22 protein-coding genes are annotated in these 24110 nt (G+C 66.0%); 10 read left to right on the top strand and 12 right to left on the bottom strand.

From position 1 onward, the window contains the following. A complete protein-coding gene (locus tag BPHY_RS26915) occupies nucleotides 1–1575 on the bottom strand; it encodes a methyl-accepting chemotaxis protein (protein WP_012404622.1) in 1575 nt (524 codons plus the stop codon). Between the two features lie 170 nt (nucleotides 1576–1745). Continuing rightward, a complete protein-coding gene (locus tag BPHY_RS26920) occupies nucleotides 1746–2669 on the bottom strand; it encodes a LysR family transcriptional regulator (RefSeq protein WP_012404623.1) in 924 nt (307 codons plus the stop codon). 151 nt (nucleotides 2670–2820) lie between these two features. On the opposite strand from BPHY_RS26920, the gene BPHY_RS26925 reads away from it, so the two are divergent. From BPHY_RS26925 to BPHY_RS26955, 7 genes are all read left to right on the top strand, one after another. Next, on the top strand, nucleotides 2821–3564 hold the full coding sequence (locus BPHY_RS26925) for an SDR family oxidoreductase (RefSeq protein ID WP_012404624.1): 744 nt from the start codon (nucleotides 2821–2823) through the stop codon (nucleotides 3562–3564). Nucleotides 3565–3735: 171 nt separating this feature from the next. Beyond that, a complete protein-coding gene (locus tag BPHY_RS26930; RefSeq protein ID WP_012404625.1) occupies nucleotides 3736–4821 on the top strand; it encodes a transporter in 1086 nt (361 codons plus the stop codon). 167 nt (nucleotides 4822–4988) lie between these two features. Then, nucleotides 4989–5297: an EthD family reductase gene (locus tag BPHY_RS26935; RefSeq protein WP_012404626.1), complete on the top strand. Its 309-nt coding sequence runs from the start codon at nucleotides 4989–4991 to the stop codon at nucleotides 5295–5297. Nucleotides 5298–5506: 209 nt separating this feature from the next. Beyond that, the gene (gene araD, locus BPHY_RS26940) at nucleotides 5507–7255 is read left to right on the top strand and encodes an L-arabinonate dehydratase (protein WP_012404627.1); all 1749 of its coding nucleotides are present in this window, start codon (nucleotides 5507–5509) and stop codon (nucleotides 7253–7255) included. 27 nt (nucleotides 7256–7282) lie between these two features. Continuing rightward, nucleotides 7283–8017, top strand: a complete 735-nt coding sequence (locus BPHY_RS26945; protein ID WP_012404628.1) for a ribonuclease activity regulator RraA — start codon at nucleotides 7283–7285, stop codon at nucleotides 8015–8017. 85 nt (nucleotides 8018–8102) lie between these two features. Next, a complete protein-coding gene (locus BPHY_RS26950) occupies nucleotides 8103–9428 on the top strand; it encodes an MFS transporter (RefSeq protein ID WP_012404629.1) in 1326 nt (441 codons plus the stop codon). 82 nt (nucleotides 9429–9510) lie between these two features. Further along, the gene (locus BPHY_RS26955) at nucleotides 9511–10578 is read left to right on the top strand and encodes a LacI family DNA-binding transcriptional regulator (protein WP_012404630.1); all 1068 of its coding nucleotides are present in this window, start codon (nucleotides 9511–9513) and stop codon (nucleotides 10576–10578) included. A 35-nt stretch (nucleotides 10579–10613) separates the two neighbouring features. On the opposite strand, the gene BPHY_RS26960 is transcribed toward BPHY_RS26955, so the two are convergent. The 8 genes from BPHY_RS26960 to BPHY_RS26995 all read right to left on the bottom strand — a co-directional run bounded on the left by BPHY_RS26960 (nucleotide 10614) and on the right by BPHY_RS26995 (nucleotide 20587). Next, nucleotides 10614–11732 (bottom strand): diguanylate cyclase, encoded by a 1119-nt coding sequence (locus tag BPHY_RS26960; protein WP_012404631.1) that lies wholly within the window; start codon nucleotides 11730–11732, stop codon nucleotides 10614–10616. Nucleotides 11733–11840: 108 nt separating this feature from the next. Continuing rightward, nucleotides 11841–12845, bottom strand: a complete 1005-nt coding sequence (gene cheB, locus BPHY_RS26965; protein ID WP_041765445.1) for a chemotaxis response regulator protein-glutamate methylesterase — start codon at nucleotides 12843–12845, stop codon at nucleotides 11841–11843. Nucleotides 12846–12853: 8 nt separating this feature from the next. Next, nucleotides 12854–15136 (bottom strand): hybrid sensor histidine kinase/response regulator, encoded by a 2283-nt coding sequence (locus BPHY_RS26970; protein WP_012404633.1) that lies wholly within the window; start codon nucleotides 15134–15136, stop codon nucleotides 12854–12856. Further along, nucleotides 15133–15834 (bottom strand): chemotaxis protein CheW, encoded by a 702-nt coding sequence (locus tag BPHY_RS26975; RefSeq protein WP_012404634.1) that lies wholly within the window; start codon nucleotides 15832–15834, stop codon nucleotides 15133–15135. Before BPHY_RS26975 ends, BPHY_RS26970 begins: the two co-directional genes overlap by 4 nt. Next, complete coding sequence (locus BPHY_RS26980; RefSeq protein ID WP_012404635.1) at nucleotides 15815–17233, bottom strand: CheR family methyltransferase; 1419 nt, start codon at nucleotides 17231–17233, stop codon at nucleotides 15815–15817. Before BPHY_RS26980 ends, BPHY_RS26975 begins: the two co-directional genes overlap by 20 nt. Then, nucleotides 17230–17700, bottom strand: coding sequence for a chemotaxis protein CheW (locus tag BPHY_RS26985; protein WP_012404636.1), 471 nt, complete (start codon nucleotides 17698–17700; stop codon nucleotides 17230–17232). The genes BPHY_RS26980 and BPHY_RS26985 overlap by 4 nt, the downstream gene beginning before the upstream one ends. A gap of 42 nt (nucleotides 17701–17742) precedes the next feature. Then, nucleotides 17743–19419, bottom strand: a complete 1677-nt coding sequence (locus BPHY_RS26990; protein ID WP_012404637.1) for a methyl-accepting chemotaxis protein — start codon at nucleotides 19417–19419, stop codon at nucleotides 17743–17745. A 253-nt stretch (nucleotides 19420–19672) separates the two neighbouring features. Beyond that, nucleotides 19673–20587: a LysR family transcriptional regulator gene (locus tag BPHY_RS26995; RefSeq protein ID WP_012404638.1), complete on the bottom strand. Its 915-nt coding sequence runs from the start codon at nucleotides 20585–20587 to the stop codon at nucleotides 19673–19675. A 110-nt stretch (nucleotides 20588–20697) separates the two neighbouring features. On the opposite strand from BPHY_RS26995, the gene BPHY_RS27000 reads away from it, so the two are divergent. Together BPHY_RS27000 and BPHY_RS27005 are read left to right on the top strand one after the other, a co-directional pair. Next, nucleotides 20698–21261 carry an ester cyclase gene (locus tag BPHY_RS27000; RefSeq protein WP_012404639.1) on the top strand — a complete coding sequence of 188 codons (564 nt, stop codon included), beginning with the start codon at nucleotides 20698–20700 and terminating at the stop codon, nucleotides 21259–21261. Nucleotides 21262–21303: 42 nt separating this feature from the next. Beyond that, nucleotides 21304–22017, top strand: coding sequence for an SDR family oxidoreductase (locus BPHY_RS27005; protein WP_012404640.1), 714 nt, complete (start codon nucleotides 21304–21306; stop codon nucleotides 22015–22017). Between the two features lie 30 nt (nucleotides 22018–22047). On the opposite strand, the gene BPHY_RS27010 is transcribed toward BPHY_RS27005, so the two are convergent. Continuing rightward, nucleotides 22048–22434 (bottom strand): DUF488 domain-containing protein, encoded by a 387-nt coding sequence (locus BPHY_RS27010; RefSeq protein ID WP_012404641.1) that lies wholly within the window; start codon nucleotides 22432–22434, stop codon nucleotides 22048–22050. A 106-nt stretch (nucleotides 22435–22540) separates the two neighbouring features. Further along, nucleotides 22541–22846 (bottom strand): putative quinol monooxygenase, encoded by a 306-nt coding sequence (locus BPHY_RS27015; protein WP_041765446.1) that lies wholly within the window; start codon nucleotides 22844–22846, stop codon nucleotides 22541–22543. Nucleotides 22847–23059: 213 nt separating this feature from the next. Between BPHY_RS27015 and BPHY_RS27020 the strand changes: the two genes are divergently transcribed. Continuing rightward, complete coding sequence (locus tag BPHY_RS27020; protein ID WP_012404643.1) at nucleotides 23060–24055, top strand: dihydrodipicolinate synthase family protein; 996 nt, start codon at nucleotides 23060–23062, stop codon at nucleotides 24053–24055. The last annotated feature ends 55 nt before the right edge of the window (nucleotides 24056–24110 follow it).

Raw genomic sequence — 24110 nt, forward strand, 5'->3', positions numbered from 1 at the left:
TCAGACGGTTTCCGCCACCTGAAACGCGTCAACCGAAGTCTTCAGCCGACCCGCCTGTTCCGTCAGCGAATGCGCGGCGGCCGCCGCCTGTTCGACGAGCGCGGCATTTTCCTGCGTGAGGCTGTCCATCTGCGTAACGGCCAGGTTGACCTGATCAATGCCCGCGCTCTGTTCGGCGGCAGCCGCGGCGATTTCCTGCATCACGCCCGTCACGCTCGCAATCGCGTCGCGTGCCTGCTGAATCGTCGATCCCGTGCGCTCGACGAGGCCCGCGCCGTTGCCGACCTTGTCGACGGCGCGGCTGATCAGTTGACGCACTTCCTTGGCAGCGCCCGCGCTGCGATGCGCAAGCGTGCGCACTTCGCCCGCGACGACGGCAAAGCCGCGTCCCTGTTCTCCCGCGCGCGCCGCTTCGACGGCGGCATTCAGCGCGAGGATGTTGGTCTGGAAGGCGATGCTTTCGATCACCGCAATCACTTCGACCATCTTCTGCGATTCGCTGGAGATGTCGCGCATCGTCGAGACGGCCTCGCCGACCATCACGCTGCCCTGGTTCGCGATCTGCGCGGCGCTTTCGGCGAGTTCGCTCGCGGTGCGCGCGTTTTCGGCCGTCTGCCGGACCATCGACGTCATCTGCTCCATGCTGGCGGCCGTCTCCTGCAACGAGGCGGCCTGATTCTCGGTGCGCGACGAGAGGTCCGCATTGCCGCTGGCAATTTCCCCCGCGCCCGTCGCGACGTTATCGGCGGCGTGCTTGATTGCGCGGATGGTGTCCGTCAGCGTGTCGCGCATGCGGCGCATTTCGCGCAGCAGACTGCGCTCGTCGTTCTCGCGCGTATCGATAGACACGGTCAGATCGCCGATCGCGATCGCATTTGCGACGTCGGCGGCATAGACGGGGTCGCCGCCGATCGTGCGCTGGATGCTACGGTTGGTCACCGCGACGAGCGCGGCCAGCAGCAGCGCAATGCCGATGAACACGCCGCCGATCAGATAGAGCGAGCGCATGAACGCGGCGTCGATATCGTCGACATACGCGCCCGTCGCGATGATCCAGTCCCACGGCGCGTAGCGCACCACATACCCGATCTTGCCGACAGCTTCAGCGGGGCCCGACGCGGACGCGGCGCGCGAATGCGGAAACACGTAGTCGACGAAGCCGCCATCGGCCGACTGCGCGACTTTCGCGAATGTCACGTAGTGATGGCGTCCGTCGGCGTCGGCCGTGCCGGCGAGATCCTTGCCGTTCGTCGCGGGCTTGATGGGATGCATGACCATGCGCGGCGTCGAATCGATCACGAGGAAGTAGCCGTCCTCGCCGTAGCGGATGTCGTGCAAGCGGGCGAGCGCCTCCTTGCGTGCATCCGCGTCGCTGAGCTTGCCGCTTTGCGCGAGCGCCGCGTATTCCTGAACCAGCGACAAGCCGACATGCGCAACGTTCACGAGGTCATTCTTGCGCTCCTCGATGCGCGTCTCGCGCGACAGATACGCCGCCGACACCGATACCAGCAACAACGCGATCAGGCTGACGACGAGCGGCAACCACAACTTCTGCGTAAAACTCAGCTTCACCATTCGGACGCCTCGCTTCGTGCGCGATGTTTGAAATGTGGGCGCGCGTCGACGCAATGCGGCGCGCATGTCTCCTTCTGATATATCGACAGATGCGGCCTCAGCTTGCGTACAGAAAAACCCTGTCATGGATTGTGCGTAGAAGCGCCGCGAGGCGGCTGTCGGTGACTCGCCTAGCGAGCGTCGAAGCGCGCCGCGAGCCGCCGCTCGCGAAACGCCTCGACGATGAAATCGATGAACACGCGGGTCTTCGCGGGCAACAGCTTGCGGTTCGGGTAATAGAGCGTAAGCGGGCTGATCGGCGCGTGCCAGCCGGGCAGCAGCCGCATCAGCTGGCCGCTTTCGATCCACGGCGCGGCGTGCGGCGTGGGCAGGAAGGCGATGCCGAGACCTTGCATCGCCGCATGCGCGATCGCCTCGGGATCGTCGAAGATCATCCGCACCCGGCATTCGGCGAGCGCCTCTTCGCCGACCTGGTTGCGCATCGTCCACGCACGCAGGCGGCCCGTGCTGCTGGAGCGTCGCGCAATGCCGTCCAGCTCTGCAAGTTCGGACGGGTGCGCAGGCAGCGGCCGGCCCTTCATATACGCCGGCGACGCCGCGACAATCGTGCAAGGCCGCGCAATTTCGCGCGCGACCACGCCTTGCGTCAACTCGATCCCGGCGCCGATCGCGGCATCGAAGCCGCCCGCGATCAGATCGACGGCGCGATTGTCGAAGTGCCAGTCGGGCACGATGTCGGGGTAGCGTTCGAGAAATTCGCCGAGCAGCGGCACCAGATATTCCCGCCCGAACGACAACGCCATGCCGACTTTCAGCACGCCGGATGGTTTGCCGTCATGCTGCGCGGCGCGCGCGAACGCGTCCTGCAGGCTCGCGAACGGCGCGCCTGCGTCGGCCCATAGCTGCTCGCCGCCGGGCGTCATCGTCAGCTTGCGGGTGCTGCGGTGAAAGAGCCGCACGCCTAGATGCGTCTCCAGCCGCGCGACGTTTTTGCTGACGCCGGCAGGCGTGAGGCCGAGCCTGCGCGCGGCCGCCGAAAAGCTGCCCGTTTCGGCCGTCTGGATGAACGATTCGATGAGATTGAGGGCTTCCATACGGTGTCGTGTTAGCCGGTTGCGGACAATCACGCCCCGCAATTGACTTATACCTGTGGTTGAAACTGTTAGTCGTGATTCGATCCTACCGGCAATGTAATCGGTTGGCCATACTTGCATCACCTCAACACCACTTCATCAGGAGCACAACATGAACTCGAATCTTCAAGGCAAGATTGCTTTCGTCACGGGCGGTGCACGCGGAATCGGCGCGGCGGTGGTTCGCCGGCTTGCCCGCGAAGGTGCGACGGTCGCCTTCACGTATCACAGCTCGGCAGCGGGAGCGAACGATCTCGTCGCGAGCATCGAAAAAGCGGGCGGGCGTGCCATTGCCGTCAAGGCGGACGTAGCCGATGCCGCTGCGCTGACGAACGCAATCAACGAGACGGCGCGCGAACTCGGCAAGATCGACATCCTCGTGAACAACGCCGGTGTGCTGCGCATCGGCACGCTGGACAGCTTCACGCTTGAAGACTTCGATGCGACGGTGCAAGTGAACGTGCGCGCCGTGTTCGTCGCATCGAAGGCGGTGCTGCCGCACATGGGACAAGGCGGCCGGATCATCAATATCGGCAGCACGAATGCCGAGCGCATGCCGTTCGCGGGCGGCGCGGCGTACGCAATGAGCAAGTCGGCGCTGCTCGGGCTCGTGCAAGGCCTTGCGCGTGATCTCGGTCCGAAGGGCATCACGGTTAACAACGTGGCGCCCGGCCCCGTCAATACCGACATGAACCCGGAAGCGGGCGAGTTCGGTGCATCGCTGCACAGCCTGATGGCGATCCCGCGTCACGCTACGACGGACGAAATCGCAGGTATGGTCGCGTATGTCGCGAGCCCGGAAGCGGCGTTCGTGACGGGCGCGAACCTGCTGATCGACGGCGGCTTCGCTGCGTAAGCGTCCCGTGCGGCCGTCCGCGCCCGTGCGGGCGGCTGCGTATCGAAGGAGGCGGGAGCGAGACTTGCCGCTCCCGCTGGCATCGCCGCCGAAAAAGGCGTCAATTGGCCGTCAAGTCGCCGGCGCATCAGCGTCGAGCAGCTGTCGCGTAACGCTGCTGACGCGGTGCTCATGTCAGAATGGCGCTTTCGTGGACCCCACCCCGAAATGCACATGACTTTGAACCTGGCGCCCAGCACCTACGGAGCGGACCGCTCCGGCCTCGTTTGCGGATTTCGCTTTGCACCCGACACGCCCGGCCAGGCCGTCGATACCGACACGGCCGCCGAATGGCTGGCCGAATGCCGCAACGAGACGAAGGCGTCGGACGCGCACCAGAGCGAATTCCTCTGGCTGCATTTCAATCTCGCGCATGTGTCCAGCGAACGCTGGATCCGCACGCATCTCGATCTGCCCGACACCTTCTTCGAAGCGCTGCGCGAAGGCTCCCACTCCACGCGCATCGAGCATCAGCACGGCGCGCTGCTCGCCGTGGTCAACGATGTGATGTACGACTTCGAGCAGACGCCTTCGGAGATCGCGACGCTGTGGGTCTACACGCACAAGCGGATCATGGTGACAGCGCGCCTGAAGCAACTGCGCTCGGTGGACCGGCTGCGCGCGTCGGTGCGCAACGGCGAGCGCTTCGACACGTCGGCGGAATTGCTGATCCATCTGCTGCGCGACCAGGCCGACCTGCTCGTCGAGATCGTGCGCCGGACCAGCGTCGAGGTGGACCGAATCGAAGATCATTTTCTGTCGCAGCGGGTCTATCAGAGCCGCCGCGACCTCGGCGCGATGCGGCGCGTGCTGGTGCGCCTGCAGCGGCTGCTTGCGCCCGAGCCCGGCTCGATCTTCCGGCTACTGGTGCGGCCGCCCGCGTGGCTGCTGCCCGCAGACGTGCAGAGCCTGCGCGATTCGACGGAAGAGTTCTCGCTGGTGCTCGGCGACCTGTCCGGTCTCGCAGAGCGCATCAAGCTGCTGCAGGAAGAGATCGCCGCGCGACTGAACGAACAGACCAACCGCACGCTGTTCACGCTGACGATCGTGACCGTGCTGGCGCTGCCCATCAACATCATCGCGGGTCTGTTCGGGATGAACGTCGGCGGCGTGCCGCTCGCGGAAAACAAGCACGGCTTCTGGGTGATGGTGCTGCTCGTCGTGAGTTTTACCGTGCTTGCGGGCTGGTGGGCGTTGCGCCGGCGCCCGCCCGGTTGACGCCGGTCGCAGCATCCGCGCTGATTCAGAACGCGGTCCGTTCACTCGGCTTTCGCATAGGCCGGGCGTAGAATCCATGAGCCGTTCGAGCGGCATTCTGCATTGGCCAGCCGCATTGGTCATTAGCAGGCAGCGCAACACTGAACGTTCGTTTCAGGAGGCATGACATGGCAAAGCTCGTCGCGCTCTACAAGACCCCCACCGACCGCAACGCATTCGACGCCCATTACTTCGACAAACACGTGCCGCTCGCGAAATCGATTCCCGGCCTGCGCGGCTACGAAGTGAGCGTCGGGCCCGTGGCGAGCGCCAAGGGCGAGTCGCCGTACGCGCTCGCCGCCATCCTCAGTTTCGACAGCTTCGACTCGCTGCAGCAGGCGATGGGTACGCCCGAGGCGGCGGCCACCACCGCCGACCTGCAGAATTTCGCGCAGGCGGGCGTCGAACTGCTCGTGTTCGACACGAAAGAAGTCTGACGCGAGGAACGCCGTACCGGCTGGTCCGCGCGGCGCGTCCCAAGGCGCTTTCCCGCGGATTCTCCGTACTATCCCTGGCGGACGCAGCTGGATGATAACGCTACCATGCGCGCATCCGATCATCGTTTTGCAGCCGCGAAAGTTGACGTCCTTCCTGTCGCATCGCCGCGTTTGCGACCGGAAATGATAGCGTTACCAAGGAGACTGATTTGCCCGCGAATCGTAAGAAGCCTGAAGAACTGCGCAGCTACCGCTGGTATGGCGTCAACGATCTCCGTTCGTTCGGCCACCGCTCGCGCACCGCGCAGATGGGTTATCACTCGTCGGACTACATGGGCAAGCCGGTGATTGCCGTCGTCAACACGTGGAGCGAGATCAACTCGTGCCACACGCACTTCAAGCAGCGCGTGGAGGAAGTCAAGCGCGGCATCTGGCAGGCGGGCGGCTTTCCCGTCGAAATGCCCGTGATGACGCTCGCCGAGCCGTTCCAGAAGCCGACCACGATGCTTTACCGCAACTTCCTCGCGATGGAGACGGAAGAGTTGCTGAAGTCCTATCCGTTTGATGGCTGTGTGCTGATGGGCGGCTGCGACAAGACCACGCCGGGTCTGCTGATGGGCGCGATCAGCATGGATCTGCCCGCGATCTACCTGCCCGCCGGCCCGATGCTACGCGGCAACTGGAACGGCCGCACACTCGGCAGCGGCTCGGACACGTGGAAATACTGGGCAGAACTGCGTGCGGGCAAGATCACGGAAGACGAATGGAAGGGCATCGAGAGCGGTATCGCGCGTTCGCCGGGCCACTGCATGACGATGGGCACGGCCTCTACGATGACAAGCGCGACGGAAGCGCTCGGTCTCACGCTGCCCGGCTTCTCGTCGATTCCCGCCGCCGATTCGCGTCACGCGCAATATGCGTCGCTGACGGGTCAGCGCATCGTCGAGATGGTGTGGACCGATCAGAAGCCGTCGGACATTCTCACGGCGAAGTCGTTCGACAACGCGGTGACGACGGTGCTCGCGATGTCGGGCTCGACGAATGCGATCGTGCATCTGGTGGCCGTCGCGCGCCGCGCGGGCATCGATCTGACCACCGCGCGCTTCGACGAACTGGCGCGCGTGACGCCCGTGCTCGGTAACATCCGCCCGGCGGGCCAGTATCTGATGGAGGACTTCTATTACGCGGGCGGCTTGCGCGCGTTGCTGGCGGAACTGGGCGAACTGATCGACGGCACGCAGATGACCGTGAACGGCCAGACTCTCGGCGAGAACATCGCGGGCGCGGAGATTTTCAACGACGACGTGATCCGCAAGCGCGGCAATCCGCTCGTCGAACGCGATGGTCTCGCTGTGCTGACGGGCAATCTCGCACCCGATGGCGCCGTCATCAAGCCGGCGGCGATGGAAGCGCATCTGCTGAAGCATCGCGGACCCGCCGTCGTGTTCAGGGACTACAACGACATGGCCGCGCGCATCGACAGCGAAGACCTGGACGTGACGGCCGATTCGGTGATCGTGCTGCAGCATGCCGGTCCCGTCGGCGCGCCGGGCATGCCCGAATGGGGCCAACTGCCGATTCCGCAGAAGCTGCTGAGGCAGGGCGTGCGCGACATGCTGCGTATTTCCGATGCACGCATGAGCGGCACCAGCTATGGCGCGTGCGTGCTGCACGTCGCGCCCGAATCGTTCGTCGGCGGGCCACTCGCGCTCGTGAAGGACGGCGACATCATCGAACTGGACGTGGCTGCCCGCCGTCTGCATGTCGATGTTGACGACGAGGAACTGGCCGCGCGCAAGCAGGCGTGGCAACCGCCGAAGCGTCCTTTCGAACGCGGCTTCGGCGTGATGCATCAGCTGCACGTGACCCAGGCGAACAAGGGCTGCGATTTCGATTTCCTCGAAGAAAAACTGACCGTCTCATCGGATACGAACCGCGATGAGCCGGAAATCCATTAACGCGTACCGCGTCACCCGGCACTGAACATGACCGCAACCGAAACGACCGTGAGTGCGCAAGCGCTCGAACAACTCCGCCACGTCAGCACTGCGACACTCACCACGCAGCTCTTCAAGCGCGGCCTGCGCAATGTGTTCCTGCAAGGCGTCGCGCCGCTCGTCAAGCCCGCACCCGGCGCGCCGAACCTGGTCGGCCCCGCGTTCACGCTGCGCAATATCCCGGCGCGCGAAGACCTCGATCACGTCGGCGTGTTCCAGAACCCCGATCATCCGCAGCGCAAGGCCGTCGAGACCGCGCCGCCCGGCAGCGTGCTCGTGCAGGATTGCCGCGGCGACCGCACGGTCGCGTCCGTCGGCTCGATTCTCGCGTTGCGGCTCGCGAAGCGCGGCGTCGCAGGCATGGTGTCGGACGGGGCCGTGCGCGACAGCGGCACGATCTCCGAGCTGGGGCTGCCCATCTGGTGCGCGGGCGCGAGCGCGCCGCTCAATCTCGCGAAGCATCACGCCGTCGACATGAACGTGCCCATCGCGTGCGGCGGCGTGCCCGTCTATCCGGGCGATATCGTCGTCGCGGACGTGGATGGCGTGGTGATCGTGCCGCGCGAGATGGCGGAAGACGTCGCCCGCGATGCGACCGAGCAGGAGCGGCTCGAAGTGTTCATCCAGCAGCGTGTCGCCGAAGGCAGTCCGCTGCGCGGCACGTATCCACCGAATGAAGAAACGCTGGCCGCCTACAAGCTGTGGCGCGAGCAGGGGAACTAGCGCGCCGCGGAAGTCACGCGCAACCCGTCACGACGACAACCGCCATCAAGAGGCCCGCGCACAGACAGCAGGCTCAGGAGACACCGTGCATACCGTCACTTCTGCGATCGACGAATCGCGCCTCATCAATCGTCTGGGACTGCGGCTCATGCCGCTGCTCGGCGTCCTGTATCTGGTTGCGTACATCGACCGCTCGAACATCAGCTTCGCGAAACTGCAGATGCTCGGCAGTCTGGGGCTGTCGGAAGTGGCGTACGGCCTGGGCGCGTCGCTGTTCTTCATCGGCTATCTGATCTTCGAAGTGCCAAGCAATATTCTGCTGCACCGGTACGGCGCGCCGAAATGGATGGCCCGCATCATGCTGACGTGGGGCATCGTGACGATCCTGCTCGCGTTCACGCAAAACGCGACGACGTTCTATGTGCTGCGGTTTCTGCTGGGCGCATCGGAGGCAGGCCTTTATCCCGGCGTGATCTATTACCTGACGCTGTGGTTTCCGCAGCGGCATCGCGTGCGGATGCTCGGTTACTTCACGGTGGGCAGCAGCCTCGGCAACATGGTCGGCGCGCCGATCTGCGGATGGCTGCTCGACAAGGGGGGCTTTCTCGGGCTGCAAGGATGGCAGCTCGTATTCGTCGTGACGGGCATGCCTTCTGTGCTGCTCACGCTGGTCGTGCTGTTCTGCCTGCCCGCATCGCCACGCGAAGCGAAGTTTCTGTCGAATGAAGAAAAGGGCTGGCTTGCGCGCACGCTGGAGAACGAAAGCGCGCAGGCCCGCAAGCACGCCGCGCATCACACGACGCTGCTGTCCGTGCTCGCCGAACCGCGCGTGATCGGTATGGCGCTCTACTACATGATGCTGTCGATCTCCGTGTACGGCGTGAGCTACTGGCTGCCGACGCTAGTCAAAGGCTTCGGCGTCACGAACACGACAAACGGTTTCCTCAACATCATGCCGTGGCTCATGGCGACGATCGTGCTCGCGTGGCTGCCGTCGAAACTGCGCGCGGGCAATCGCGCGATCATCGCGATGCTCGCATCGGCCCTGCTCGGCATGGTGTTCTTCCTGTCGTCGGTGTTCCTGCCGACCAATACGCTGCGCTTCATCGCGCTGTGCTTCGGCGCGCCGTGCATGTATCTGCTGATTCCATGCTTCTGGACACTGCCGCCGAAGTTCCTGTCCGGTGCGCGTGCGGCGGCCGGCATTGCGGCCATCAACTCGCTCGGCAATATCGGCGGCTTCATCGCGCAGAATCTGGTGCCGTTCGTGAAGCAGGCGACGGGCAGCACACAGGCGCCGATGCTGATTCCCGCCGCGTGCATGCTGATCTTTGCGATTGTCACGAGTTTCGTTCTGCGCCGCGGCGCACGTGCCGCGCACGACGTCAGCGGCGCGCCGGCGATCGAATGAAAGCGCGTGCGAATGTGCGTGTGAAAGCGCGCATCAAGCATTGGCTACAATAGCCGCGCAACTTTTCTGGTGCATTATTTTCATGCCGACCGCCAAGCCAACCGACGACGCGCCGATCGATCTCAAGGACAGCGCCACCCCCGCGCGTCGCACGCGCGGCGGGCCGAAGGGCTTGCGCATCACGGACGTCGCGGCGCAAGCAGGCGTCTCGCCCATCACGGTGTCGCGCGTGTTCAACAGCCCGGCGTCCGTCGCGCCCGAAACACTCGAGCGCGTGCGCCAGGTCGTGCAGAAACTTGGCTATGTGCCGAACCGACTCGCAGGCGGGTTGTCGTCGGCGCGCTCGCGGCTGATCGCAGCCATCGTGCCCACCATCGCGCACTCGCTGTTCTCCGAGACCATTCAGGTGTTCAGCGAGACCATGTCGCGCGCGGGCTATGAAGTGCTGCTCGCACTGAGCGGCTACAGCGACAGCAACGAAGAAAACCTGCTCGATACCGTGCTGAGCCGCCGGCCCGAGGGCGTGCTGCTGACGGGCGTCGCGCATACGGATTCATTGCGCGAGCGTCTGCGCAACGTGGGCATTCCCGTCGTCGAAACGTGGGACATGACGCAGACGCCCATCGACATGCTGGTCGGCTTCTCGCATGAGCAGATCGGCGCGGCGGTGGCGGAGCGCTTCCTCGCGCGCGGCGCGAAACGGCCCGCGTTGATTTCGGCGAGCGACGTACGCGCGCTCGCGCGCCGCGCCGGCTTTCGCGAGCGGCTCGCGAAGGCGGGCATGAGGGACGTGGCGGAAGTGATCGTCGCGCCGCCCAGTTCGCTGGCGACGGGCAAGGCCGCGTTGCCGCGATTGCTGGACAGCGCGCCGGAGGTCGATGCCGTGTTTTGCGGCTCGGACCTGCTGGCGATCGGCGCGCTCGGCGCGGCACGGCGCATGGGCATCGATGTGCCTGCGCGGCTTGCGATCTGCGGTTTCGGCGACCTGGACTTCGCGACGGAAACGACACCGCAACTGACGACGGTTCGCGTCGACGGCACACGCATCGGCGTGAGCGCGGCGCGCGCGCTGCTCGACCGGCTGAACGGGATTCACGAGCGTGCGTTCGTCGATGTCGGGTTCAGCGTGGTGGGGCGCGAATCGGCGTGAGCCTTTTGGGGAGCACAGACGCAGGCGCTCCCGCATCACTCCGCGGTCCCCCGTGTCCCGCTCCTGCCTCCCTCCATCGCCGCGACACGGTTCTTCCCGTCGCGCTTCGCACGATAGAGCGCGAGGTCGGCGGTTTCGATCAGCGTCGTCATCTGCGCATCGGGGGCGGGCACCAGCGTCGCGCAGCCGACGCTGACGGTCACATAGTTTCCCGACGACGAGCCCGCATGCGGAATGCGCAGCGCCTCCACTTCGAGACGGATCTTTTCGGCGAGCAGGCGCGTGCCGCCCGCCGCCGTGCCGGGCAGCACGACCGCGAACTCCTCGCCGCCGAAACGCGCGGCAAGATCGCCGGGCCGCCCGAGACAGCCTTCCACCGTCGATGCAATCTGCTTGAGCACTTCGTCGCCCGCGACGTGGCCGTAGGTGTCGTTGTACGGCTTGAAGTTGTCGACGTCGAGCATCAGCAACGACACTTCCGATTGCGCACGCATCCCGCGCCGCCATTCGGCGTTGAGGTACTCGTCCAGATAGCGGCGGTTCGACAGACCCGTCAGGCCATCGGATTGCGTGAGCTTGCGCAGTTCGAGGTTCGCTTCCAGCAGTTGCTGCTGCGATTCGCGCAGCGCGCGGTACGCCTCGTCCCGTTGCAGCAGGTTGACGTAAGAGCGCGAGTGATAGCGGATGCGCGCAACGAGTTCGATGCGGTCGGGCAGTTTCACGAGATAGTCGTTCGCACCCGCCGCGAAGGCCGCGCTCTTGATGGTCGGCTCTTCCTTGGTCGACAGCACGATGATGGGCACGTTACGCAGCTTCGTGTTCGCGCGGTACGCCTTGACCAGCGTGAGACCGTCGATGCCGGGCATCACGAGATCCTGCAGGATGACCGTGGGACGCGTGTGGGTGGCCGCGCGGATCGCTTCGTCGGCGCTTGCGCAGTAGTGCAGGTCGATGCCTTCCTCGTTCGCGAGCGCGCGCCTTACCGCTTCCGCGACGATTGCCTGATCGTCGACGAGCAGCACCATGATCGGCATGTCGGACAGCGCGGCCGTTTCGAGCGCGGCGCGCGCGGCTTCGAGCGCGGCATTGGCGCGGTCGGCCGACGTCGATGTGGAACCTCCCTGGTCCCGTGCGCCGATTTGATCGAAGTCCATTTGCGTACCTCTGTCGGAAATGCTGCTCATGCCCTGTCTCTGTGTTGTGCCCGGCCCCGCTGCCGTGAATACCGTTACCGTCGCGCTCCACGCCCGCTTCAGGCCCGTTCACCGGCGCGCGAACGCCGCGAGCCGATCCGCAATGCTGCCCAGCGGCAGGATCTTGCTCGCCGCCCCCAGCGCGGCCGCCGCTTTCGGCATGCCATACACGGCGCTGGACGCCTGATCCTGCGCGATGGTCTCGTAGCCCTTCGCGCGCATCGCCTTGAGGCCGATCGCGCCATCGCGGCCCATGCCCGTCAACAGCACGCCGAGCGCGTCGCCGGGCCAGTGCTCGACGACGCTCTGAAAGAACACGTCGACGGAAGGCCGGTACGGCAGTTCAACCGGATCGGGAGTGTAGTGCAGGGCGCCGTTTTGTGTCATCAGCAGGTGATCGTTGGTCGCTGCAAGCAGAGCGACGCCCGCGGCGGGCGGCTCGCCCTCGCGGATCGTGCGCACGGTGAGCGGCGTCTGCCCGTCGAGCCATTGCGCCATGCCGTCGGCGAACACCGCGTCGACGTGCTGCACGATCACGATGGGCGCCGCGAAGCCCGCAGGCAGGCTACCCAGCACGGTGGCGAGCGCGGCCGGACCGCCCGCCGACGCGCCGATCGCGACCAGCCGCCGGGCGTCGGGCTGCAGCGGCGCGGCGGCTGTTTGCCGGGGCGTGGGGGGGCGTTCCATCAGCCGGCCGATCTGGTCGATTTTCTGCAGCATGAGCTGAGCTGATTCGCCGATGCCGCGCCCAGCGAGCGTCGGCGTATCGACCGCGTCGAGTGCGCCCGCGCCCATCGCCTCGTAGACGCGCCACGTGTTCGCGCCGACGCTGCTCGTCACGATCAGGATCGGGCACGGCGTGCGCGCCATGATGCGGCGCGTCGCTTCCACGCCGTCGAGCTTCGGCATGATCAGATCCATCAACACGACATCGGGCGTTTGCGCCGCGCAGAAATCGACGGCCTCTTCGCCGTTCGCGGCGACCCACAGCACGCGATGTTCGGGACGCAGCGCAATGACCCGGCGCAGCGCCTCGACGGCGAGGGGCAGGTCATTGGCGATGCCGATGGTCATGCCAGTTTTCATTGGACCGCCTCTCCGATCAGATCGCGTACGGCATCGAGCAGCGCTTCGTCGTGGAAGCTGCCCTTCGCGAGATAGTAGTCCGCGCCCGCTTCGAGCCCGCGCCGGCGGTCCTCGTCGCGGTCCTTGTACGACACGATCATCACGGGCACGGGCTTGAACACCGGGTCGCGCTTGATCAGGGTGACGAGCTCGATGCCGTCCATGCGCGGCATGTCGATATCGGTGACGACGAGATCGTAGTGTCCGCTGCGCAGCGCGTTCCAGCCGTCCATCCCGTCGACGGCGACCGTCACTGCATAACCGCGCTTTTCCAGCAGCTTGCGTTCGAGTTCGCGCACTGTCAGCGAATCTTCGACGACGAGCACGTGCTTGCGCTGCCGTGCCGCGACATCGTGCACGCGGCCGATCTTGTCGAGCTGGCCGCCGCGCACGAGCTTGTCGACGGAACGCAGCAGGTCGTCGACATCGACGATCAGCACCGCGTCGCCGTTGTCCACCAGCGCGGCCGCCGCGATGTCCCGGATCTTGCCGAGGCGCGCATCGAGCGGCTGCACGACGAGCATCCGCTCGCCGACAAAGCGGTCGACGGCGATGCCATAGGTCTCGCGCTCGTCGCCGATCACGACGACGGCCACCGATTCGCGCGCCGCGCCCGCCGCCTGCGCACCGAGCAGCTGGTGCGCGGTGACGAGTCCGACGGGTTTGCCGTCGAACGCGAAATGCTGCTGGCCTTCGAGCATGTCGATATCCGTGCGCGCGAGTTCGAGCGTGCGGCGCACATGCGCGAGCGGAAATGCGTACGCCTCGCCGCCTACGTCGACGAGCAGGCTGCGCACCACGGACAGCGTCAGCGGCAACTGCATCACGAAGCGCGAGCCTTTGCCGGGATCGTTGACGATGCGCACGGTGCCACGCACGGCCTTGACCATCTCGTGGACGGCGTCGAGCCCGACCCCGCGTCCCGACACGTCCGTGACCTGCTCGCGCATCGAAAAGCCCGGCAGCAGCAGGAAGTCGAGCAGCTCCTGTTCGGACAGACTTGCAGCCGTGTCCGCGTCGGCCAGCTTGCGCCGGATCACCGCCGCGCGCACTTCGTCGAGATCGATGCCCGCGCCGTCGTCGCTGACGCTGATCAGCAGCTTGCCCGCGCTGTGGCGCGCTTCGAGCGTCACGTGTGCTTCGGCGGGCTTGCCGCTCGCGACGCGCTGCTCGGGTCGCTCGATGCCGTGATCGATCGCATTGCGCAGCAGGTGGCCGAGCGGCGCGTCGAGCATGTCGAGAATGTCGCGATCCACTTGCGTCGAGGTGCCGACGATCTCGAACGTCACACGCTTGCCGAGCGAACGCGCGAGATCGCGCACGACGCGCGGATACGCATGCGTCGCGTCGCCGAATGGACGCATCCGGCATTGCAGTGCTTCGTCGTATAGGCGCTGCGCAAGATTGGCGCTGCTGCGCTCATAGTGATCGAGTTCGTCGATACGCGCGCCGAGCGTCTGCTGCATGCCGTTGAGCGCGCTGCGAACGTCGGCGAGCGCCGACAGCGCGGCCTCGTCGAGATGCACGGCAAGCGTGTCGTACAGCGCATCGAGTGCGAGCGAAGTTTCGCGGTGCGTGCGCTTCATGCGCAGCATCGACGACGCAAATGGCTTGAGCCGGCGCGACTCGACAAGCGCTTCGCCCGACAGGCTCAGCACGCGGTCGAGATTCGCAGCGCGAACGCGCAGCATGCGGTCAGCGTGCCGTGCGGCGTCGGGCTTTTCGATGGGATCGGCGGGCGCAGCTTCCTCGCGCTGCGCGAGCGCATCGGCCTGCAACTGCGCCTGAATCTGCGCGTACACATCGGAGCCGGCATCCGCTGCCTGCTGTACGGCCGGCTCGTGCGCGCCATGCTCGGGCGAGGACAGCCGCCGCACGAAGGCATCGATATCCGCGCGGGCGACGGGCGCTTCCGGCTTCGCTTCGCCTACGCGCAACAGCAGATCGACGCCGCGCAGCAGCACGTCGATATGCGCGGGCGTCAGCAGCAATTCGCCGCGCTGCGCGCCGACAAAACATTCTTCCATCAGGTGCGCGATATCGACGCCATCCTGCAAGCCGATGATGCGCGCCGCGCCCTTGAGCGAATGCGCGGCGCGCATGCACGCAACGAGCGCGGCGGCGTCGGCGGGGCGCTGCTCGAGTGCAAGCAGGCCGTCGGACAGCACGCGCGTTTGCGCCCCCGCTTCTTCGCGGAACAGGTCGAGCAGCGACTGGCGGCTCAGATCGTCATCCGTCATCGCAGGCTCCGGGCGATCGAGTCGAACAGACGCGCGGGGTCCAGCACGCCGATGGCCTGGTCGCGCCACACCTGCACGCCGCGCGCATGCGATGCGGTAGCGTGCGCGAGCGTCGCGGGCACGGGCAGGAGCGTGGCATCGGCATAACGGATCACGCCTTCCACTTCATCGACGGGAAACGCGACGGGCGGCTCGCTGTCATGCGCGGCGACCAGCATGCGCGCGTGGCCGTTGCGCGCAACCGCTTGTGCGTGTGCGGCCGGCTCCATGTTCAGCAGTTCGCCGAGCGAGACCGCGAGGGTCAGCGCGCCGCGCACGTTGACGATGCCGAGCACTGCGCGCGAACGCTGATGAGGCAGCGAATGGATCGCGCGGATAGCGTCGACTTCGCGCAGCACGCGGGTCGGCAGTGCGAGCCATTCACCCGCGATGCGGAAGGCGAGCGCCGAATCCGTCGCGGTGTCTTCGGCAGGGGCAACGCCGCTCACTTCGCCAGCGTGCCGACGCGGCGCGACGTCCGCGTCGCTCAACGGCCGGTCGAGCAATCGCGCCGCGCGTTGCGCGAATACGGGGCAATTCAGGCAGCGCGAATAGTCGGCGAGGCGCGGGCACGTGTTGTCGCCGCGCGTGCCGATGCGATTCCAGCAGTCGTCGATGCGCACGGTCGCGCTCGCGACGTCAGGCGCGTCGTGAAGCATGGAATCCTCGTGAGCGTTGTGCTTCGTCTGCCGACGCGTCCGTCGACTGCGCGGCGCGCGCGGCCGAGCGTTGCGCGCGCTGCACCAGGTTCTGCGCGCCCGCGCGGTCGCCGCCGATATCGAGCAGCACGGCCAGATGCGTGAGCGCCTCGTAATGCGCGGGGTCCAGGTACAGCGCCTTGCGATAGAAGTCTGCGGCAGCGTCGCCGCGCCCGCGCGCATCCGCGATCAGTCCCAGCAGATAGAACGCGTCGACGTTCGGGCCGTGCACGAGCGCATGCTGATGCGCGAGGCGTTCCGCGGCGTCGAAGTCGCCGGCATCGGCGTGGCGGCGCGCCGCATCGAGCGAGCGCTCGGCGGCCGGCTGCGGCGACGCGTCGGGCGGCATCGCCTGGACAGGCCGGGGCGCGCGCAACGGTGCGCGCGTGAACGCGCGCTGCGCGAGCGATGGCTTTGCCGATTCGCGTTCGGCTGCAGCGGATCTGGGCGCATGCATGTCGCGCGCCGCTACGGGCACAGCCTGCTGCACCGCCCGCCGCGTGGTGTCCCGTTCCTCCCGTGTGCTGCGCCGAAACGCAAAGGCGAGTGGAATGCGCGCCGACGTCATCGCGTGACGCAACATCAGGCCCGTTTCCGCGGGACCGACGAAGATCGTGCCGCCATCGGCGAGACTCGCGTCGAGCAGACGGATTGCACGGTCCTGCGCTTCGCGATCGAAATAGATCAGCACGTTGCGGCAGAAGATGAAGTCGTAGGGCGCTTGCGCGTTCGCCTGTAAGTCGAACAGGTTGGCCTGCGCGAAGCGAACCGTCTGCCGCACGCGCTCGTCCAGTTGCCAGCCGTTCTCGAGCGCAGTGAAATGCCGGTCGCGAAACGCGAGCGGAAGGCCGCGAAACGAATTGCGTCCGTAGATGCCGGCGCGCGCATGATCGATGACGCGCGCGCTGATATCGAATGCCTCCACGGTAAAGCGGTTCTCGCCGATGCCGTCGTCGAGCAGGGCCATCGCAGCCGAGTACGGCTCCTCGCCCGTCGAGCAAGGCAGGCTCAGCACGCGCAGCAGACGCGCCGGCTCGCGCACGAGCCGCTCGTTCGCGAGCCGCGCGAGCGCGACATACGCTTCGCGGTCGCGATAGAACCACGTCTCGGGCACGACGAGCGCTTCGATCAGCGCCTGCCGCTCGTCGCGCGACGTCGTCAGTTGCTGCCAGTACGCGTCGATGTCGGCGGGATCGACGCACACGCTCGTGTCGTGCGCATCGGCACCGATCCACGCGACGCGCACGCGTTCGAGCACCGCGCGTTCGAGCGCGGCCACGCCGAGCGACGACGCGTCGATCCCCGTCTCCCGCAGGAGCCAGGCTTCGAAGCGCGGCATGAAGGCGTTCGCGGCATTCATTGCGCACGAGGCTCGGGTTGCGGGAAAAGCAGTGCCTTCACGTCGTCGTCGAGCATCTGCTGTACGTCGATCCACTGGATCATGCCGAACTCGTCGCTCGCGACGGGACCGAGCCAGCGCGCGTGCGGAGTCGCAATGCCGCTGTCGGCGAAACGCTCGCGTTCGATGCGGCACGTCTGCGTGGTGCGCTCGACGATCAGGCCGAGCAGCCGCGATGGCGCTTCGCGCGTTTCCCGATAGCGCACCAGCACGAGCCGCGTCGAACGCCAGCGCTGCGACGGACGACCTAGCGCAAGCTGCGCGACATCGATCACAGGGACCAGCTCGCCGTGCTGCTCGATCAGACCCGCGACCCATGCGGGCGCGCCCGGAATCGACTTTGCGGCCGTCAGCGCCTGCACTTCGACGATGCCGGCGGCATCGAGCGCATAGCGGTCGCTGTCCAGTTCGAAGAGAAGAAAGAGCATCGCGATTACCGTGTCAGCCGAGCGGGAGGCATACGTGCGAGGTCAGGCATCGATCTTGAAGCGCGAGACGCCCGTGCGCAGCTGGTTCGCGACCAGCGTCAGGTCGTCGATAGCCTGCGACGACTGACGCAGCGACTCCGCCGTCTGCTGGGCGGCCTCTGACAGCTGCGACAGCGCCTGCGTGATCTGCTCCGCGCTCGTCGCCTGCGTGTGCATGCCTTCGTTGACGAGCTGGAAGCGCGGCGCGAGCGTCTGCACTTCGTGAATGATTTGCGATAGCTGGTCGCTCACCTGCTGCACGTCGCTCATGCCGCGCCGCACTTCTTCGGAGAACTTGTCCATGCCCATCACGCCCGCCGACACGGCCGACTGGATCTCCTTCACGGTCTGTTCGATGTCGTACGTGGCCACGGCCGTCTGGTCCGCGAGCCGGCGGATTTCCGTCGCGACGACTGCGAAACCACGGCCGTATTCGCCCGCTTTCTCCGCTTCGATCGCCGCGTTCAGCGACAGCAGGTTGGTCTGGTCGGCGACCTTGGTGATCGTCGCCACGACCTGATTGATGTTGACGGCCTTCTCGTTGAGGATCGCGAGCTTCGCGTTCACGGAGCCCGCCGCCTCCATCACGCTGCGCATCGTGTCTTCCATGTGCGTGAGGCCGCTCTGGCTCGTGCCCGCAAGCGCCGCCGACTGCTCGGCGACGGCCGACACTTCGTTCATCGTGCGCAGCAGGTCGCGCGAGGTCGCGAAAATCTCCCGCGAGGTCGCGCCGATCTCCGTCGTCGTCGCGGCCGTTTCCGTTGCCGTCGCCTGCTGTTCCTTCGAGGTCGCGGCGATCTCGGCCACCGACGTCGTCACCTGCAGCGACGACTTCTGCGCCTGGGCGACGAGGCTGTTGAGTTCCTCGGCCATGCGGTTGAAGCCGTCTTCGAGCGTGCCGAACTCGTCGCGGCGGCCGAGCTTCAGGCGCTGCGTCAGATTGCCCGTGCGCATCACGTTATGCACGTCCACGAGGATCGCCATCGGCACCGTGATCGCGCGATACAGCGAGAAGCCCGTGAACAGCGCGACCAGCAGCGTGACGCCGAGCGCGGTCGCCAGTGTGATTTCGGTGCTGCTGACGGAATCGCGGATGGCTTTGGCGGAATCGTCGGCCTGCGTGCGGTTTTCGGTGACGAGTTCGTTGGCCGCGCGGATCACGTTGTCCCAGGCGGGCGCGAGCTTGAGGAAAGCGGCCTGCGCCTGCGCCTTCGAAGCGGGCGCAGCGCGGAGCGCGTCGTTCAGCTGCGGCAGGTATTGATCCCAGGCGGCGCGGAAGGCGCGGAAGTGCTCGCGGTCCGCGTCGCGATACAGCGTCGCCTGATACTGGGCCGCTATCTGATCGAAATTGCGCAGCAGCTGCGGCATGCGTTCGAGATCGCTCGTCATCGCGGCACCGCTGCCTTCGACAAACAGCGCGCGTTGCAGCGTCGCGTAGCTTTCGTTGGCCGTCGCCCGCAGCGTCGTCGCGAGATAGAGGCCGGGCACGGAATCGCGGCCCATGCTGAGCGCTTCGTCGTCCATCGTGCGCAGCCGCGTCCAGGAGATCACGGCCATCAACAGCATCAGCACGAACAGCGCGCCGAAGCTCAGCATGATCCGGTTGCCGAGCGTGAAGCGGCCAGCGTGTTTCGAATCGAGCAGGGCGGTGTCGCTGGTGCGGGGCGTCGCAGTGGCCATTGTGATGACTATTCCTGGGTAGAGAATTTTGAGGCGGCGCAGTGGATGGCGAACTTCCGGACGGTCCGCGCCGACGCTAACGGGAAATTACCCGACCATCAGACGATTCATTATCGCAAAAAGGCTGGCAAACCCCCGCCAGATCGCCCGTTTGCAAGAATGTGGCCGTTGCGTGTGAATGGCTTGCGATCCATCCGACCGCGCCACCTGCGTCAGCCATGCGGCCGCACGCACCGGACGCGGACCGCGCGCTTCACAGCCTGTCCCAGCGCCACGCCTGCAGGAGCCGCTCGCGCAGGTAGTCGACGAACACACGCACGCGCGGCGCGAGATGCTGGCTGTGCGGGTAAATGGCATGCAGCGGCGCGGCGGACATCGAGTGCTGGGGCAGCACGCGGCGCAGTTTGCCGGCGAGGATGTCGTCGCCGACGTCCCAGATCGACTTCACCGCGATGCCCGCGTCGGCGAGCGCGAACAGATGCGCGGCTTCGCCGTCGTTCGTGACGATCGCGGCATCGACGCGCACGGCGACGCTCTCGTCGCCCTCGAAGCGCCATTCGCCGCGTCGCTGGTCGCCGATCAGGATGCAGCGGTGCGTCGTCAGATCGTGCGGATGCTTCGGCGTGCCGTGCTGTTTCAGATACGCAGGCGACGCGCACAGCACGCGGAAATTCGGCGCCAGCGCGCGCGCAATCAGCGACGAATCCGCGAGGCTGCCGAAGCGGATCGCGAGATCGAGCCCGCCTTCGACGAGATCGACGACGGCATCCGTCAAATCCAGTTGCACGGTGAGCTGGGGATGCAGACGCTGGAAATCGGCGATCAGCGGCGCGATCTTCTGGCGGCCGAGCTGGCCGGGCGCCGTCACGCGCAACAGGCCGCTGACTTCCTGGCGGCGCTGCGACAGCAGTTCTTCCGCCTGCTCGATTTCATCGAGGATGCGAACCACGCGCGCATGGAACAGCGCGCCTTCCTCGGTGAGCGTCTGGCGGCGCGTGGTGCGCTGGATCAGCCGCACGCCAACGCTCTTCTCCAGGTGCGCGAGCCGCTTGCTGACCACGGACAGCGGCAGATCCATTTCGCGCGCAGCCGCCGACAGGCTGCCCGCCGACACGACGCGGGAAAAGGCAAGCAGGGCCGGGAGGCTATCGATCCGGGTGTCAGTCATTCTTCTCAAAAAAGAAAGGATTCATCAGTCGTCAACCAGTATTTCTTCCGTATCGCGAAGGCTAGCATACGACTCAACCAATGCTTTGTTTTTCTTCAAGGAGCCCATCAATGTCGTTTCGTCCTGCTTCCTCGCTGCGTCGCGCTGTGTCTGCTGCTCTCGGGGTTGTGGCGCTGGCGTTGACGCCTGCATTTGCCGCTACGCCGGCGTCTGCCCTCGTTCAGCCGCAGCATTTGAGCGTCGATCCGAGCTTGCCGAAGGCGCAACGCGACGCGCAGATTCTCGCGGCGCGCCGGTACGACACGTTCTGGAGCACGGGCGACGAAGCGCTTGCCCGCGCCGCGCTCGCACCCGACTTCACCGACCGGACGCTGCCGGCGGGACGCGCGCAGGGCATCGAAGGGCCGCTCGCCGCGTCCCGGTTCGTGCGTGCTGCCGTGCCCGACCTGCAGGCGGAGATCGAGCAGATGGTCGTGGCGGGCGATCGCGTCGTCGTGCATCTGCGCTTTCATGGTCACTTCACGGGGCAGTTCAAGGATGTGCAGGGCCGCGGGCAGAACATCGATTTCATCGCGACTGACATCTACCGGGTCGCCGATGGCCGGATCGCGGAGAACTGGCATCTCGAGGACAACCTGACGTTCCTGCAGCAGCTTGGCGTCGTCGCGAAGTAACGCGCGAACGATTCCCTTCTTTATCCGGCAAGGAGACACACCATGAATTCGCTTCAATCGAAACGCGTGCTGATTGTGGGCGGCAGTTCGGGCATCGGCGCGGCGGCCGCGAAGGCGTTCGCGTCGCTCGGCGCGCAGGTGACGATCGCGTCGCGCCATGCACAGAGACTGTCGGCGGCCGCACAGGAAATCGGTCACGGCGTGCTGACGGCGGAACTCGACATCACCGACACCGCGTCCGTCGACGCATTCTTCGCGGCGCACCATGCGTTCGATCACGTCGTGGTGTCGGCTGCGCAGACGCCTTCCGGGCCCGTGCGCCAACTGCCGCTCGAGGACGCCTCGCGCGCGATGGACAGCAAGTTCTGGGGCGCTTACCGGGTGGCGCGCGCAGCGAAGGTCGCCGAGGGCGGATCGTTGACCTTCGTGTCGGGCTTTCTCGCCGTGCGTCCGAGCAAGACGTCCGTGCTGCAAGGCGCGATCAACGCGGCGCTCGAAGCGCTCGCACGTGGTCTTGCGCTGGAACTGTCGCCCGTGCGCGTGAATACGGTGTCGCCGGGACTGATCGCGACGCCGCTGTGGTCGTCGATGCCCGACGAGGCGCGCGACAGAATGTTCGAAGGCGCGGCGAACCGTCTGCCCGCGCGGCGTGTCGGTCAGCCCCAAGACGTCGCGAACGCGATCGTCTATCTGGCAACGACACCGTACGCGACGGGCTCGACGGTGCTCGTCGACGGAGGCGGCGCGATCGCGTGAGCGGCGGGCGCCGCGCGGAGAACGCGAGCGCTACGCCAGTTTCGCGCCCCGGTCGGCGAGCAATTCACGCAGCACGCTGCGATGGCAGCGGTTCTCGTCCTCGCAGTAGCAGCCGACCGAAAAATTGCTCGTGGCGGACAGCGCAGCGAGCGTGTCGAGCACCTTCGACGCGTCGCCGTGATTCATCTGCGCGCGAAACTTGCGCACGAAGGCCTTCCATTCGACATCCGTCTGCGCGGCCAGCGCCTCGCTGACGAGTTCAGGAGCCGGCGAGAGTGTCGGCAGCCACACATCGTAGTAATTCCGGCGGCTGAACTCGGACTTCGGCACGCCGCGCGGCGGGCGCCGCACGGTGCCGATGCGCACGCCTTCGTCGGCGGCGCGGTCCGATCCGAGCCGCACGATGCGGATGGTCATGGGGTGGGGTCTCCTCGAACGTTGTGACGGTTTGGGTGGCTGCGCCGGATGCGTCTGCACGCTCAGCCGAGACTTAGCCGAGACTTAGCCGAGACTTAGCCGAGACTTAGCCGAGCACGTTCTTCATGCCCAGCACGTCGATGCGGCCGATCTGCGGCGGCCCGGTGAACAGGTCGTTCGCAACGCCCATCAGCGCCTTCGCGATCGGGCCGTCGAGATGCGCCTGACGGTCTGCCTCGTCGGGGAACGCGTCGAACACGCCGTAGGTGTGCTCGGCGATCTTCAGCGCGAACCAGATCGGCGTGGTGCTTTCCTGATTCGCCATCTCCAGTCCCTTCAGCAGGAATGCTTCGACCTCGGCTTCCTTGCCGGGTTTGGCTTCGAAACGCGCAAACAATGCGTACTTGATCATCATCGGTCTCCTGTGGACATCGCTCGTTGCAATCCTCCCAATTTAACCGTGTGTCGCCCGATTCGTTGGCGTCGATGCGGACCGCTTCGGCATGCATCGAGTGTTGTCAGACGATTTCATGGAAAATACCTACTGACTGCGTAGTTGTTTGACAACATTGCTGAGCCGGTGCTACTTTGTGGCTCGTCCGCCACCATTCGAACCGGAACCCCAATGAACCAGTCCCTGATCGACGAGCGCGAGTTTGCGTCTACCGTGATGGCAGTGCCGCCGCTCGCGCGCCATGCCGATCTGTCGCTCGACATCGACGCCAACCGGGCACTGATCCGTCATATCGAAGCGGGCGGCGTGCGCACGTTGCTGTATGGCGGCAACGCGAATGTCTATCACGTGGCCGTGAGCGAATACCGCGAGCTGCTCGACATGTTGGCCGACTGCGCGGCGCCCACCACGCGCGTGATCCCCGCCATCGGTCCGGACTTCGGCAAAATGCTCGATCAGGCGCGCATCCTCGCGCAGACGACGTACCGCACGGCGATGGTATTGCCGCTGTCCGGCTTCACGACGCCGGCGGGCGTCGAAGCGGGACTCACGCGCATCGTCGATGCCGCTGGCATGCCGCTCACGCTTTACATCAAAAGCGAAGATTACGTGGATGTCGACACGCTCGCGCGTCTCGTCGACAGGGGCACGCTGCTCGCGGTCAAGTACGCGATCGTGCGTGCGGATCCGTCGCACGATCCCTATCTGCGGCGTCTGCTTGAACGCGTGAGTCCGTCGCGCGTGATCTCCGGCATGGGCGAGCGTCCCGCGCTGACACACATGCGCGACTTCGGCGTCGCCGCGTGGACGACGGGCAGCGGCTGCATCGCGCCGCATGCGGTGACGGGCCTGCTCGCGGCTGCGAAGGCAGGGCGCCACGCCGAAGCCCGGCGCCTGTACGATGCCTTCCTGCCGCTCGAAACGCTGCGCGACAACATCTCGCTGATCCGCGTATTGCACGATGCCGTGACGTTGTCGGGCATCGCCGACATGGGGCCAATCCTGCCGCTGCTGAGCGCAACGCCCGTCGAGCACCATGCTGCCGTCGCACAGGCCGCGCGTGATCTGCTCGCGTTCGAACGCGAGTATGCGGGGAATGTGTTGCCTGATCGGCTGAATCAAAGCGCGGCGCGCGGAGCGTCGGCAGGCGAGCCGGAAATCCACTGAATTCGATGCCGGGAACAGAGCAAGCAGAACAAACAGAGCAACGAGCACTCGCGCG

This window comes from Paraburkholderia phymatum STM815 (genome assembly GCF_000020045.1).
Taxonomy (GTDB): domain Bacteria; phylum Pseudomonadota; class Gammaproteobacteria; order Burkholderiales; family Burkholderiaceae; genus Paraburkholderia; species Paraburkholderia phymatum.

Bases quoted from the DNA above. Each gene is read 5' to 3' on its own strand.
- BPHY_RS26945 (WP_012404628.1), top strand. From the start codon at position 7,283: ATGACCGCAACCGAAACGACCGTGAGTGCGCAAGCGCTCGAACAACTC.
- BPHY_RS26925 (WP_012404624.1), top strand. From the start codon at position 2,821: ATGAACTCGAATCTTCAAGGCAAGATTGCTTTCGTCACGGGCGGTGCA.
- BPHY_RS26955 (WP_012404630.1), top strand. From the start codon at position 9,511: ATGCCGACCGCCAAGCCAACCGACGACGCGCCGATCGATCTCAAGGAC.
- BPHY_RS26995 (WP_012404638.1), bottom strand. From the start codon at position 20,587: ATGACTGACACCCGGATCGATAGCCTCCCGGCCCTGCTTGCCTTTTCC.
- BPHY_RS26920 (WP_012404623.1), bottom strand. From the start codon at position 2,669: ATGGAAGCCCTCAATCTCATCGAATCGTTCATCCAGACGGCCGAAACG.
- BPHY_RS26975 (WP_012404634.1), bottom strand. From the start codon at position 15,834: ATGCTTCACGACGCGCCTGACGTCGCGAGCGCGACCGTGCGCATCGAC.
- BPHY_RS26935 (WP_012404626.1), top strand. From the start codon at position 4,989: ATGGCAAAGCTCGTCGCGCTCTACAAGACCCCCACCGACCGCAACGCA.
- BPHY_RS27015 (WP_041765446.1), bottom strand. From the start codon at position 22,846: ATGATCAAGTACGCATTGTTTGCGCGTTTCGAAGCCAAACCCGGCAAG.
- BPHY_RS26985 (WP_012404636.1), bottom strand. From the start codon at position 17,700: ATGCTCTTTCTTCTCTTCGAACTGGACAGCGACCGCTATGCGCTCGAT.
- BPHY_RS26980 (WP_012404635.1), bottom strand. From the start codon at position 17,233: ATGAATGCCGCGAACGCCTTCATGCCGCGCTTCGAAGCCTGGCTCCTG.
- BPHY_RS26960 (WP_012404631.1), bottom strand. From the start codon at position 11,732: ATGGACTTCGATCAAATCGGCGCACGGGACCAGGGAGGTTCCACATCG.
- BPHY_RS26970 (WP_012404633.1), bottom strand. From the start codon at position 15,136: ATGACGGATGACGATCTGAGCCGCCAGTCGCTGCTCGACCTGTTCCGC.
- BPHY_RS26915 (WP_012404622.1), bottom strand. From the start codon at position 1,575: ATGGTGAAGCTGAGTTTTACGCAGAAGTTGTGGTTGCCGCTCGTCGTC.
- BPHY_RS26990 (WP_012404637.1), bottom strand. From the start codon at position 19,419: ATGGCCACTGCGACGCCCCGCACCAGCGACACCGCCCTGCTCGATTCG.
- BPHY_RS27005 (WP_012404640.1), top strand. From the start codon at position 21,304: ATGAATTCGCTTCAATCGAAACGCGTGCTGATTGTGGGCGGCAGTTCG.
- BPHY_RS26930 (WP_012404625.1), top strand. From the start codon at position 3,736: ATGTCAGAATGGCGCTTTCGTGGACCCCACCCCGAAATGCACATGACT.
- BPHY_RS27010 (WP_012404641.1), bottom strand. From the start codon at position 22,434: ATGACCATCCGCATCGTGCGGCTCGGATCGGACCGCGCCGCCGACGAA.
- cheB (WP_041765445.1), bottom strand. From the start codon at position 12,845: ATGACCATCGGCATCGCCAATGACCTGCCCCTCGCCGTCGAGGCGCTG.
- BPHY_RS27020 (WP_012404643.1), top strand. From the start codon at position 23,060: ATGAACCAGTCCCTGATCGACGAGCGCGAGTTTGCGTCTACCGTGATG.
- BPHY_RS27000 (WP_012404639.1), top strand. From the start codon at position 20,698: ATGTCGTTTCGTCCTGCTTCCTCGCTGCGTCGCGCTGTGTCTGCTGCT.